At 47.5% G+C, this 13,725-nt stretch carries 10 protein-coding genes; all 10 read left to right on the top strand.

The features are described 5' to 3' along the window. Nucleotides 1-87: 87 nt before the first annotated feature. The 10 genes from NLX74_RS16495 (at nt 88) to NLX74_RS16450 (ending at nt 13,721) form a co-directional block, all read left to right on the top strand. On the top strand, nt 88-900 hold the full coding sequence (locus tag NLX74_RS16495; RefSeq protein WP_025720522.1) for a cell wall hydrolase: 813 nt from the start codon (nt 88-90) through the stop codon (nt 898-900). 135 nt (nt 901-1,035) lie between these two features. Further along, nucleotides 1,036-1,719, top strand: coding sequence for a metal-dependent hydrolase (locus NLX74_RS16490; protein ID WP_029516186.1), 684 nt, complete (start codon nt 1,036-1,038; stop codon nt 1,717-1,719). Nucleotides 1,720-2,181: 462 nt separating this feature from the next. Further along, complete coding sequence (gene gltB, locus NLX74_RS16485; RefSeq protein ID WP_254329331.1) at nt 2,182-6,780, top strand: glutamate synthase large subunit; 4,599 nt, start codon at nt 2,182-2,184, stop codon at nt 6,778-6,780. 326 nt (nt 6,781-7,106) lie between these two features. Next, complete coding sequence (locus tag NLX74_RS16480; protein WP_061830283.1) at nt 7,107-8,744, top strand: sensor histidine kinase; 1,638 nt, start codon at nt 7,107-7,109, stop codon at nt 8,742-8,744. 116 nt (nt 8,745-8,860) lie between these two features. Then, entirely contained in the window at nt 8,861-9,499 is a 639-nt protein-coding gene (locus tag NLX74_RS16475; protein ID WP_235307592.1) for a response regulator, read from the top strand. Nucleotides 9,500-9,772: 273 nt separating this feature from the next. Continuing rightward, the gene (locus NLX74_RS16470) at nt 9,773-10,516 is read left to right on the top strand and encodes a YveK family protein (RefSeq protein WP_235307593.1); all 744 of its coding nucleotides are present in this window, start codon (nt 9,773-9,775) and stop codon (nt 10,514-10,516) included. Further along, on the top strand, nt 10,500-11,138 hold the full coding sequence (locus NLX74_RS16465) for a CpsD/CapB family tyrosine-protein kinase (RefSeq protein ID WP_235307594.1): 639 nt from the start codon (nt 10,500-10,502) through the stop codon (nt 11,136-11,138). Before NLX74_RS16470 ends, NLX74_RS16465 begins: the two co-directional genes overlap by 17 nt. Nucleotides 11,139-11,177: 39 nt before the next feature. Beyond that, nucleotides 11,178-12,071 (top strand): UTP--glucose-1-phosphate uridylyltransferase GalU, encoded by an 894-nt coding sequence (gene galU, locus NLX74_RS16460; RefSeq protein ID WP_013309151.1) that lies wholly within the window; start codon nt 11,178-11,180, stop codon nt 12,069-12,071. Nucleotides 12,072-12,087: 16 nt separating this feature from the next. Further along, nucleotides 12,088-12,786, top strand: a complete 699-nt coding sequence (locus NLX74_RS16455; protein ID WP_013309152.1) for a sugar transferase — start codon at nt 12,088-12,090, stop codon at nt 12,784-12,786. After that, on the top strand, nt 12,786-13,721 hold the full coding sequence (locus tag NLX74_RS16450; RefSeq protein WP_061830280.1) for a glycosyltransferase: 936 nt from the start codon (nt 12,786-12,788) through the stop codon (nt 13,719-13,721). The genes NLX74_RS16455 and NLX74_RS16450 overlap by 1 nt, the downstream gene beginning before the upstream one ends. Nucleotides 13,722-13,725: the final 4 nt, after the last annotated feature.

Here is a 13,725-nt window from a genome sequence, read left to right as displayed (position 1 = left end):
AGTGATATAGTGTTTCAGCGTTATTCAAAAAGCGCATTTTAGGTTACATATCTGAGGAATGTGCTTATAGTTAACGGGAGGAACATTATGGAAATCGTTAAAGAACATCGTTGGTTTGCACCTCTATTGAGTGTGCTGCTTGTTTGTATATTGGGGATAGGCCTCTACGCTGAGGTTCAGCAAACACAGAAAAATCATAAAAATACACCTATGCAATCTCTGAGCTGGTCAGGGAACTCTTCGTCTCCTACATATGGCGACAGGATGGGGACCCATAACGGGTCAAACAGGACAAGCCCCATCTTTGTCGCTGCTCATGGGCAGTCAAGCTGGAAAGAAATCATGCCGACTCCGTTACCCGCTTCCCAGATGAAGCAGGCGGAACAAGCCCGGAATAACGTTGCTACAGGCAAGAAAAAGCCTGAGGTCCAGCATAGCAAGTCCGCAATCCTAACCCCTCCTACAACCATCTACTTTACGAAGACAAAAATGCTCACCCAGGATGACAAGGCGTTGTCTACCTGGAGCTATCCTGTCTCCGCTAAAGAACTGCTCCTGCTGCAAAAAATAGTGATGGCAGAAGCAGAAGGCGAACCGTACGAAGGCAAAGTGGCAGTTGCCAACGTTGTCTTAAACCGGCTGCGGTCAGCCCCATTTCCCGATACGATTCAGGCAGTGATTTATCAAAAAGCGCAATTTAGTCCGGTCGCGAACGGGCGTCTTCGTCGTGTTCAGCCCAACCAGGACAGCATCCGTGCGGTTACTGCTGCTTTGAACGGCCATAAAGCCGTGCCTGATAACACCTGTTTTTTCCTGTCGCTTACGTTGGCCCAGGATCTTACGGTTCATCATTCGCGTACGAAGGTGAAAACTATCGGTCATCATACCTTCTACAAATAACAGCCCTTTCTAAACAATAGGGTTCAGCTTTGTGAACGAATTTTAGGGTACAGGTGAAGCCAGTATGCAAAAGAGGTATAATAGGTAAAGGAAAGTAACCAAAATAATGAAAGTGACAAAGGAGGCGTAGATGATATGAAAATCACATATTATGGACATTCAGTTGTACTGGTAGAGGCAGAGGGGAAACGGATTATTATTGATCCTTTTTTGACGGGAAATCCTAAAGCAACCGTACAGGCCGAGGATATTCAGGTGGATGCCGTGTTGTTGACACACGGTCATGCCGATCATTTTGGAGATGCTGTTGAAATTGCCAAGCGCAATGATTGTCCAGTAATCGCGGTCGCGGAACTGGCCGAATATTGTTCATCCTTGGGAGCCAAAGCTCACGGTATGAATCTGGGTGGAGGTCACCACTTTGACGGTTTCCATGTGAAATTCACGCTTGCATTCCACAGCTCATCTTTGACGGTGGACGGGCAAACCATTTACATGGGAGAGCCGGCGGGGATCTTATTGACCATGGGAGGCCAAACCTTTTTCCATGCAGGGGATACTGGCCTGTTTGGCGATATGCGTCTCATTGGCGAAACTAACTCCATCGATGCTGCGGTATTGCCCATCGGAGATGGTTATACGATGGGACCGGAGGATGCACTGCTGGCAGCAAAATGGCTGCGTGCAAGCCGCGTAATACCGGTGCATTACAATACGTTCCCGGGTATTGAGCAGGACGGAGACGGCTTCTGCGATCGTCTGCACAAAGAAGGTATTGAAGGGAAAGCATTGAAGCCCGGCGAAAGTCTCGAATTTTAATACGGATATCTAATTTACGGGAATACACTTGATGGTCTATAAACTCATCAAATCTCCTTTGTCAGCCTTTTCTGTTCCTTAGAGGAATAGGAAAGGCTGTTTTTTAAAAGTGAATATTTATACATAAAAATGAGATATTTTTGCATTGATACGTTGAAGCTGTAATGTAAAAGATTTATTATCACAATCATAAAAACTTTGAATTGCTAACATGATAGGTCAATGATAAAATGATAGAACTAATTAGATTCATCAGTGGAATCGACGTATTTTTCAAGTCAAGCCATTGCATAATTATTGAAAAACATACGCATTCGGCGGACCGTACCGCCTTGAATACGTCACGTGTTTTGTCCCCCATTCCTCGTAGTTGTTCTTTGAGTTACCTCTTGTCGCCACTGTCTTCTATTCGGCCGCCTGTATTTAGGCCAGCATGACTTTATAACAGAAAGGTTGCGTTCCATGAGACAGACAGGTTTACCACCCAAACAGGGACTATATGATCCCCAATTCGAAAAAGACGCCTGCGGCATGGGCTTTGTTGCCCACATCAAGGGAAAACCATCGCACAATATTGTAAGTCAGGCTTTGACCATGCTCGTGAATATGGAGCATCGGGGCGGTCAGGGAAGTGAACCAAACTCCGGTGACGGAGCAGGGATCATGATTCAAGTTCCTCATCTGTTTTTTCAAGAGGAAGCGGAGCGATTGGGCTTTAAATTGCCAAAGGCCGGACATTATGGCGTGGGTATGCTTTTTGTATCCAATGATCCAAAAGTTCGTGAGGTGCATGAGCAGAAGCTAAGAGATATCATCGTGGACGAAGGTCAAAATTGTTTGGGTTTTCGCGATGTTCCAACTTATGACGAAATGCTGGGTAAATCGGCAAAAGCAGCTAAACCAGGCGTGCGTCAGGTATTCATCGGTCGCAGTAGCGATTTGAAGGAAGAGCTGGACTTCGAACGGAAACTGTATGTCATTCGCAAACGTGCAGAGCTTGCTATTCGCTATAACCAAGAGGATGAGAACGGTGAGTCGTTCTATATTCCAAGTTTGTCATGTCGCAAGGTTGTATACAAAGGAATGCTCACAACCGAGCAGGTAGGCAAATTTTATTTGGATTTGCAGGATGAGCGGGTGACATCGGCGATCGCGCTGGTCCATTCCCGTTTTAGCACGAATACGTTCCCGAGCTGGGATCGTGCGCATCCTTATCGTTTTATGATTCACAACGGCGAAATTAATACTATGCGCGGCAACGTGAACTGGATGCATGCTCGCCAGGCGCAGTTTGAAAGCGAAGCGTTTGGCGGAGATATCAAGAAGGTAAAACCAGTCATTAACCCAGATGGCTCAGATACAGCCATGTTTGATAATACACTAGAGTTTCTGTATCTAAGCGGACGTTCCCTTCCTCATGTAGCCATGATGATGGTGCCGGAACCTTGGAACAAGCATGAAACCATGGACCCGAAGAAACGAGCATTTTATGAATATCACAGCACCATGATGGAGCCGTGGGACGGACCTGCTGCGATGGCGTTTACAGATGGTATCCAAATCGGGGCGATTCTCGACCGCAACGGTCTGCGTCCTGCACGTTACTATGTGACCAAGGACGATCTGATCGCACTGTCTTCAGAGGCGGGCGTATTGGATATTGCTCCTGAAAATGTGCTCTATAAGGATCGTCTCCGTCCGGGTCGTATGCTGCTGGTTGATACTCAAGAAGGCCGTATCGTTTCTGACGAAGAGTTAAAGGAACGTATTGCTTCCGAGGAACCTTATCAGCAATGGCTGGATGAGCACTTGGTTGATCTGGATGAGCTGCCGGAAGCACTGGAACAGCCGGAGCCTAAACATGAAAATGTAAATCAGCTTCAGCTTGCGTTTGGATATACGTTTGAAGAACTGCGCAAAATTCTGGAACCGATGGCACTTACAGGTGCAGAACCGATTGGTTCAATGGGGTACGATGCCCCATTGGCGGTGCTGTCTGACCGTCCGCAACGTTTGTACAATTACTTTAAACAAATGTTTGCCCAAGTCACGAACCCGCCGATTGACGCCATTCGTGAAGAGATTGTAACGTCAACCGCAACCACGATTGGACCAGAGCGCAATTTACTGCATCCAGAACCGGAAAGCTGTCGTCAGATTCGTTTGGATTCGCCGGTGTTGTCGAATGAGGAGTTTGCCAAAATTCGCCACGTACACCGTCCTGGCTTCAAATCGATGACGATTCCGATCTTCTTTGAAGCGAAGGAAGGCGCTGAGGGCTTACGCAAGGCGCTGGAAGGATTGTTTGAGGCGGCTGACCGTGTCATTGACAAAGGTCATAACATCCTGATTTTGTCCGACCGTGGAGTGGATGCGGAAAATGCGGCCATTCCGGCGTTGCTAGCTGTTTCCAGCCTGCATCACCATCTGATTAAGCAGGGTACACGCACACGTGTGAGCATTTTGCTGGAGTCCGGGGAGCCAAGGGATATTCACCATTATGCGGTGCTGCTTGGCTACGGTGTGAGCGCGGTTAATCCGTATCTGGCTTTTGAAACGCTGGATGTCATGATTCAGCAGGGCTTGTTGCGCGGCATCTCGCACGAAAAGGCAGTTAAAAATTATATTAAAGCGGCAACGAAGGGTGTCGTTAAAATATTGTCCAAAATGGGTATTTCCACGATTCAGTCGTACCGTGGAGCACAAATTTTTGAGGCTGTAGGTCTGAAACAGGATTTTGTTGACCGTTATTTCACCTGGACACCTTCCCGCATTGGCGGTATTGGTCTGGAGGAAGTGACTACGGAAGCGCTGGTTCATCATAATCGTGCTTTCACTGACAAGGACGGCAACGACAAAGTACTGGATTCGGGCGGCGACTATCAATGGCGTAACGATGGGGAAGAGCATTTGTTTAACCCGCAAACGGTGCATTTGCTCCAGCAGTCGGTACGCTCGGGAGACTACGAGCTTTACAAGAAGTACGCCAAGCTGGTACAGGGTGAATCTGAACAGTATTTGACGATCCGCTCCATGCTTCAGTTAAAGCCTTCGGGTGAGCCTGTGCCGCTGGAAGAAGTGGAATCCGCTGCATCCATTATGCGTCGTTTCAAGACAGGAGCCATGTCCTTTGGCTCGATCAGTCAGGAAGCGCATGAAGATATGGCGATTGCGATGAATCGGATCGGTGGCAAGAGCAATACGGGTGAAGGTGGGGAGAACCCAGCACGTTTCATACCGGATGCCAATGGCGATTCTCGCCGCAGTTCGATTAAGCAGGTAGCGTCGGGCCGATTCGGTGTAACATCGAATTACTTGGTGAATGCCGACGAAATTCAGATCAAAATGGCGCAAGGCGCGAAGCCGGGCGAAGGTGGACAACTGCCAGGACGTAAGGTATACCCTTGGGTCGCTGAGGTACGTGGTTCTACGCCAGGAGTAGGTTTGATTTCACCACCGCCGCATCACGATATTTATTCTATCGAGGATTTGGCAGAGCTCATCTATGATCTCAAAAACGCCAATCCGCGTGCTGACATTAACGTGAAACTGGTGTCAGAAGTAGGCGTAGGCACGATTGCTACAGGAGTAGCAAAAGGCCGTGCTGACATTATTCTGGTCAGCGGTTACGACGGTGGTACAGGCGCTTCCCCGCAAGGCTCCATCCGCCATGCGGGTATGCCCTGGGAGCTGGGCCTGGCGGAGACGCATCAGACGCTAATGCTAAACAACCTGCGCGACCGCGTAGTATTGGAGACAGACGGTAAGATGCTGTCTGGCCGCGATTTGGTAGTAGCTGCCCTGTTGGGCGCGGAAGAATACGGCTTCTCTACAGCGCCGCTCGTAGCGTTGGGCTGTATTATGATGCGGGTATGCCAAATGGATACATGTCCGGTTGGTGTGGCTACGCAGAATCCGGAGCTACGCAAAAATTATATGGGCGATCCTGCCCATGTGGTGAATTTTATGCGTTTCATCGCAGAAGATGTCCGTGAAATTATGGCGGAATTGGGCTTCCGTACGATTCAGGAAATGATTGGACGTACGGATTGTCTGGATACCGTGAACGCCGATTCGCACTGGAAGAAGAAGGGCGTAGACCTGAGCTTGCTGTTGCATGTTCCTGAGTTGGAAGAAGGTAGTGTACGTTACCGCGTACAACGCCAAAATCACGGTCTGGAAGAAACACTCGACATGCAACAGCTCGTACCGATGGCTGCGGAAGCGCTGGAGAACGGAAAGCCTGTTGAGGGTACCTTACCTATTACAAACGTGAATCGGGCGGTAGGAACGATTCTGGGCAGCGAGGTCACCCGTAAGTATGGAGCGGCGGGTCTGCCTGAGGATACAATTCGCTTTAACTTTATTGGATCGGCAGGTCAGAGCTTCGGGGCATTTATTCCGAAAGGCATCACGCTGAGCGTGGAAGGCGATAGCAATGACTATGTTGGTAAAGGGCTATCTGGCGGTAAGGTTATTGTGAAAAAGTCTCACAAAGCGACCTTTAAGGCAGAAGAAAACATTATTATCGGAAATACAGCCTTGTATGGAGCAACCAGCGGTGAAGCTTACATTAGCGGAATCGCAGGCGAGCGCTTTGCCGTTCGGAACTCCGGCGCACGTATTGTAGTTGAGGGCGTTGGTGATCATGGTTGCGAATATATGACGGGCGGACGTGTAGCTGTATTGGGTGGAACCGGACGGAATTTTGGAGCCGGAATGTCCGGAGGTATTGCCTATGTCTATGACCCTGAGGGGACGTTCCTGAGCCGTTGTAATCTGGAAATGGTGTTGCTGGAAGGTGTGGAAGATCCTGCAGAAGCAGCGGATTTGCGCGGCTTGATTCAACGCCATGTCACTTACACGGGTAGTGAAGCGGGACAACGTATTTTGGATGATTGGCAGACTGCGATTCAGCAGTTTGTACGAGTGATTCCAAAGGATTACAAGCGTATGGTTGAACAGATCCAAAAAGAAGAGGCAACTGGTTTGAGCGGAGATGAAGCTCTGTTGGCAGCATTTGAAGCCAATATGCGTGAATTGGCGCGTGCCGGGGGCTAAAATGTAGACTACCAAACTTACTAAAAAAGGACTCGCTGAATACCGCTGTTATAATCACGGTGGTACCAGCAAGTCTTTTTTAGGTTACTAAAATGTGATTTATTTCCTTGACAAACGTCATAAATTCTGACATTACCCCCAAAATGTTTTCCTGAAACGGTAAATATGTTATAAAAAGTACCAATTTTTTTGGAATGTAACCGTTTACGTAAGAGTTTATGTCTTGTTATTTATTTTTGGATTGGTTATGATTTTTTTAGAGTACACAAACACAAACAAACCTAATATGCCCATCGTCCCTTCAAAACACAGAATAGGGTGACAGGATGAAGTTGAGGAAGTCAGCAGAAGACCAAATGATTTTTTTATACCGTTATGTATCACTATCTTTAACGTCACTTGTTTTTCTGTTCGAATCATCTAGATTAATCGTGTGGCAGAAGCTATTACTGATTGGTTTTCTATTTTTATCCGTTACAGCATTTACTTGGATTTACCGTAAATACAGACTTCATGATATGGTATTGAAATGTAGCATTGCACTAGAGACAGCAGGGATCATTTTGTTGTTGTTCCCAACCGGAGGGATGGATAGCCCGTTCAAATGGTATGTGATTACCCCCATGCTGGTGGCTTGTGCTCATCTGTCTATGAGATACAGTTGGACACTCCTCCTTTCTTATATCGGCTTGGTGCTTACATTTTGTTATATCTTTTTTACACCAGGTCAATATTTTTTGTGGGATCTTATATTGCAGAACATCAATTTGTTTCTGGTACTGATCGCAACTACGATGGCAATGCAGGTTATCGGCGTCATGAAGGACGAACTGAAGGTGGCAAAAGAACAAGCCAATGAGACGATGGATCATATCAAGTCGATTTACCACATCATGGAGACGACCAGCCACAATGAGGCTTTAAATCTCGGTCAGGTCATCTCGGACTATACGGTCAAGCTAACCAAGCAGAGCCGTGCATTTTTCTGGCTGGATAGTCAGGAGGAGGATGCACCGGAAAGCAGCCAGACAGGCTGGACGGTAGAGGAGGAGGAGCAGCTATTCGAGGAGCTGGGGAATTATCGGGAGGAATTCAGGGAAGAGCGTGAACCATTTTTTAGACATCTGCCAGAATGGGGCGATTTCCTCATGATTACCGTACCGATGACGACCCGTTTTGTAGCGACGATTGGCCTCAAGCTGGGCCCGGATCAAAGTCTGACAGGAAGACGCTGGCTCGTGCAACAACTGATATTCTTGGCTGAGCTGAGCGCTGTGTTCTTGGAGCGCTATGAGCTGGAGCGTATTGAAAATCAGCTGATTGTGACGAATGAGCAGAACCGGATTGCAAATGAAATGCATGACAATGTTTCTCAAAGTCTTTTTGGTATTGTGTACGCAACGCATTCTCTCCGGCAAACCTGGTGTCATCAGCCAAAGGAGCAGGTGGAGGAGCAAATTGATCTAATTCAGCAATCAGCCAACCAAGCGGTTAGAGAGCTGAAAGGGGCGATTCATAGTTTAAGTTCGAAAAAAAGCGGAGGCTCAACTTGGTTAGGGACGGTGAAAAGTCATCTTCATACACTCTCCAAGCTGAACCATGTACAAATTGATTTTGACATTCATGGTGATCATTATTCACTTCCGTATTTGTACCAAAAGGCTTTATTCCGCATCATTTCCGAAGCGGCGGGGAACGCAATCCGTCATGGATTGGCCAAGCGGATTGATGTGAAGTTAAAATTGACGCCCCAAGTGATTAGACTGTCTATTCATGACGACGGAGTAGGGTTTGAGACGGCGAGAATGGTAGCAGGAGGTGAGGCGGTCAGTGCAGGCGGGGGCCTGGGCATGATGAATATGGAATATTTAGCTCAATCGATGGGAGGCGAATTTGATATTTCAAGTCGAATCGGAGAGGGAACACAGATCCGATTGTCCATTCCGGTAAATGCTTATGAATGAGGATTTTGCAAAATCCTCGAATAAAATGTGTGAACATTCTGCAATACAAAATCTGCGGTAACAATCGGATACATAGGGATTATGCAAATCCTGAACTGTAGACAGGAGGCCGAATCATGAAAATTGTCATTGTCGATGATCATCCTTTAGTACGGAAAGGACTCGCTGCGGTTATATCCATGCAGCCCAATGTTCAGTTTGCGGGAGAGGCCCAGAATCAACAGGAAGCACTTATGGTGATTGAGGAAACAGATCCGGATCTGGTGCTGCTGGATTTGAAACTAGCTGATGAATCGGGGCTGGATATTATCAAGATAGCGCGCGGACGCGGTTTCAGAAGCAAATTTATTTTGCTGACTTCTTCCGCAACACGTGAAGATTTTCTAAAAGCAGAGGAAGCTTCCGTGGACGGTTATGTGCTTAAGGAAGCATTGCCTGAGGAACTAATTTACGCGATTCATCTTGTCAACAAAGGACGCAAATATTATGATCCGGCTATTCTCGAAAACAAGCTGCGTGAAGATGCGGGCAATCTGACCGACGACCTGACGCCAAAGGAAAAGGAAGTGCTGGTCGAGCTGGGACAAGGAGCTTGCAATCGTGAAATTGCATCCCGGTTATTTATCAGTGAGTTCACAGTCAAAAAGCATGTCAGTCAGATACTGGCCAAGCTGCGGCTGGCGGATCGTACGCAGGCAGCATTGTATGCCAATGCCATCGGTCTGGCGAAGTACGAGCCAACAATGATGCGCTGACTCTATAAGCTACGCTGCACTTTCATGTGCGAGTGGAAAGAAAAGCCTCAAAATCACCAAGTTTTGTGATTTTGAGGCTTTTTTCGATTTATTTTTCCATAATCGACAAAGCATGGTACAAAAGTATACCATGCCGTATCCGAAAGTATACATTTCCCTCCCCCCATAGTGAGGGAGAAAGTGCCATTCGGTTCCATGTCGTTCACAGAGCCAATTGTTACAATAAAGTCATACTTAAATATGAAGAGAAATTGTGTAGGAGGGAGGATTTTTGTGGAGAAAACCATTTTGGATTATCTAGTCCTGATCAAAAGAAGATTGTGGCTGATCGCAATTTTTGTCATTCTCTCATGTGTAACAACATACTTTGTGAGCGACAATGTCGTGAAGCCAGTCTATTCCGCTTCAAGCCAACTGCTGGTTAATCATATTTCCGCCAAGCAGGGGAGCAACAATCTGAACGACGTCAACACAAGTCTTAATTTGGTGGAAAGCTACAAGCAAATTCTCACTTCACCTAAAATTATGGACGCTGTTGTAGAGGCTCATCCTGAGTTCGGTTTGACGCAGCAGAAGTTGGCAGAGAAACTGCAGATTAAATCCTCGGATAAAAGTCAGGTTATCGGTTTGACGTTTGAGGCAGGGAGCTATCCACAGGCCGCAGCGGTTGTAAACGCGGTAACCCAGAAATTTGTACAGACAGTTCCGGGATTGATGGAATTGAATAATGTGAAAATTTTAAATGAAGCGGACCCTCAGGCCAATCCTGACCCGATTAATGGGAACCCACTCATGAATATTGCGATTAGTTTTCTCGTATCGCTGATGATTGCATTGGGCACGATTGTGTTCCTGGAAAGCATTAACGGTACGCTGCGCTCGGAGAAAGAAGCGGACGCGGACATCGGTATTCCGGTAATTGCATCGATTCCAGTCATTCGCAAGAAGGACGTCGATGGAGCAGCCGGAAATTCCAAAGAACGGGTAGGGGAGCGTAAATATGCTGCGATTGAATGACATGTTGATTACAGAAAGTAATCCATCATCGTATATCTCGGAATCATTTCGATCCCTCCGTACATACATCCGGCAGCAGGTGATTGGGCAAAAGGACCGTGGCACGGTTCTATTGTTGACCTCGCCGGAAAGCGGAGCGGGTAAAACAACACTGCTCGCCAACATCGGAGTTTCCTTTGCACAAGAAGGCAAGAAGGTGGCTCTGGTGGATTGCAATCTGCATAAACCAGCGCTGCACGAGATATTCGGAATGGAGAATACCGGAGGTCTATCGGCTTATTTGCGCGGTGGGACTTCTTCCAAGTCTATCGTTAGGCATGGTGGCCTGGAGCTATCGGTTGTTCCCGGTGGAGACACCCTGTACAACGCAGCAGATCTGCTCGGTAGCGAACGTATGGCTGAGCTACTGGAAGAACTCAAACGTGAATATGACATCATTTTACTCGATTCGGCTCCGGCGCTGAATTATACGGATGCTCGCCTGATTGCAGGCTTAACGGATGGTGTGATTCTCGTTGCCAGACATGGTCGTACCAAACGGGAAGATCTACGTAAAACAAAGCAACTCATGGAGCAGGCCAGTGCGACGCTGGTTGGAATTGTGATGAATCAGGTGAAGTAAGCAACACCAAAATTCGATGAAGCAAGGAGAATGAGTGCGATGACGAAAAGAGTGAAAAAGGCCATTATTCCAGCAGCAGGGTTAGGTACGCGCTTCCTCCCTGCCACAAAAGCGATGCCTAAGGAAATGCTTCCAATTATCAACAAGCCTACGATTCAATATATCGTGGAAGAAGCGATTGCTTCTGGTATTGAGGACATTATTATCGTTACGGGTAAAGGCAAACGTGCCATTGAGGACCACTTTGACAACGCATTTGAGCTGGAATCCAAACTGCTTGAGGACGGTAAGCTGAAGCTTCTGGAGGAAGTACAGCGTTCTTCGGGAGTGGAAATTCACTACATTCGCCAAAAAGAACCCAAAGGTCTCGGACATGCGGTATGGTGCGCAAGACGCTTTATCGGGGACGAGCCGTTTGGTGTGCTGCTGGGCGATGATATCGTAACAGGTCAGAAGCCTTGCCTTCGTCAGCTGATGGATCAGTATGAGGAAACTCAAAATTCGGTTATCGGTGTGCAGCGGGTACCGCAAGAATTTACGAACCGGTACGGCATCATTGAACCGGATCAGCAGGACGGACGCTTGTACCGAGTGAATAATTTTATTGAAAAACCGGCTCCAGGCACAGCGCCATCCGATTTGGCCATTATGGGTCGCTACGTGTTCTCGCCGAAAATTTTCAAATATCTTGATCTTCAAGAAAAAGGAGCTGGCGGCGAAATTCAGTTAACGGATGCGATCCAAAAGCTGAATCAGAGTGAGCGTGTGTACGCCTATGATTTTGAAGGCACACGTTATGACGTAGGTGAACGTCTTGGATATATTCTAACCACACTTGAATTTGCACTTGCCAGCGATGATTTGAAGTATCCGGTTATGGAGGCCATGAATGAATGGTTGAAAAAGACCGAGAAAGCAACCACGGCAGGTTGAGAGGGGGTACGTCAGCATGAGCATGGAAAATTTACCGGAGGACGGCGAGGCTGTCATGTCAGGTAAAGCGTTTTACATGCCATACGGAAATACACAAATTCAGGATAAAACGTCCTACCTGGTCACAAAACGCCTCCTTGATATGCTGCTGTCGTTCGTGGGCTTGATCGTCTTGCTTCCGCTTTTTGTAGTGGTAGGCGTTTTGATTAAGCTCGAAGACCCAAAGGGAAGCGTGTTTTTCAAGCAAACTCGGGTGGGCAAGAATGAGAAGTTATTCGATATGTATAAATTCCGTTCAATGGTGTCCAATGCTGAGGAACTGAAAAAGGACTTGATGGAGCTGAATGAAGTGAGCGGCGCCATGTTCAAAATTAAAAACGATCCTCGGATCACGAAAATTGGCAGTTTTCTGCGCAAGACGAGTATTGATGAGATTCCGCAGCTGTGGAACGTGTTGGTCGGCGACATGACTTTAGTCGGTCCGCGTCCGCCGTTGCCCAGCGAGGTCGAACAATATTCCGATTATGATAAGCAACGCCTGATTGTAACACCGGGATGTACGGGTTACTGGCAGGTGAGCGCACGTAACAGTGTAGGCTTCGAAGAAATGGTGCAAATGGATTTGAAGTATATTCATGTTCGCAATACGTGGCTCGATTTGAAAATCATCATGAAAACAGGCGTTAAAATGCTGTTCTCCAAGGATGCTTACTGATGGATGCATTCAAGCGATGTCCCGCAGTGTCCGTCGTTATTTGCACCTATAACCGGGCGGACCTGCTGGAGAAAACGTTAATGTCCCTGCTGGAACTGGAAGACCTTGCACTGGCTGAGATCATTGTGGTCGATAACCGATCCACTGATCATACAGCAGCGACGATCAAAAGGTTCACCGTCGCCCATGGTCAGAATATCCATCTCCGATATCATTATGAGCGCGAACAAGGACTGTCTGCTGCTCGTAATGCAGGCATTACGTTATCAAGAGCGGAAGTCATTGCTTTTCTCGATGATGATGCAATTCCGTGTGTTACATGGTTGCAAACGATTATGTCAGCATTCGGGAACAATCCTGAGCTGACGGCTATGGGTGGGAAAATTGACCCTATGTTTGAGACGGAACGACCGGGTTGGCTGACAGGCCCGCTTGAACTGCCTTACACGATTATTGATCTGGGCAAAGCCGTTCGTGAATATCCGTCGGGACTGAATCCATTTGGAGCGAATATGGCGATGCGCAAAACGGCTTTTGCCGCCGTTATGTTCCCGCTTCATCTAGGCAGAAAGGGAGATATCCTTCTATCTGGTGAAGAATCGTGGGTTTTCGAGCAAATTCGTAAAAATGGTGGAACGATTATGTATCATCCACACATGTCTGTGGAACATTTTGTGCCGGCTTCACGGTTAACGAAAGAATGGATCATGAACCGCTACTATTGTCAGGGCATGTCTAACGCTGCTCAGGCCGTAGGTCTGCGCGGTAACGCGATGCTGATGGCGAAGACGGCAGCCAAAGTGTTATACATCACTGTGGATTCCCTGCTGGCGCGTAGTGAGGGCAGGAAGCTGTTGAACCGGTGCAGGCTTGAAAGTATCCGTGGGACGCTGGATACACTGCGCAACCGGAAAAGCGAGTCAGCTGCGGGGTGAAAGA

This window comes from Paenibacillus sp. MZ03-122A, assembly GCF_024213325.1.
Lineage (GTDB): Bacteria > Bacillota > Bacilli > Paenibacillales > Paenibacillaceae > Paenibacillus > Paenibacillus polymyxa_B.
The sequence above is the reverse complement of the archived record's forward strand: the minus strand, read 5'-3'. Positions and strand labels throughout refer to the sequence as shown.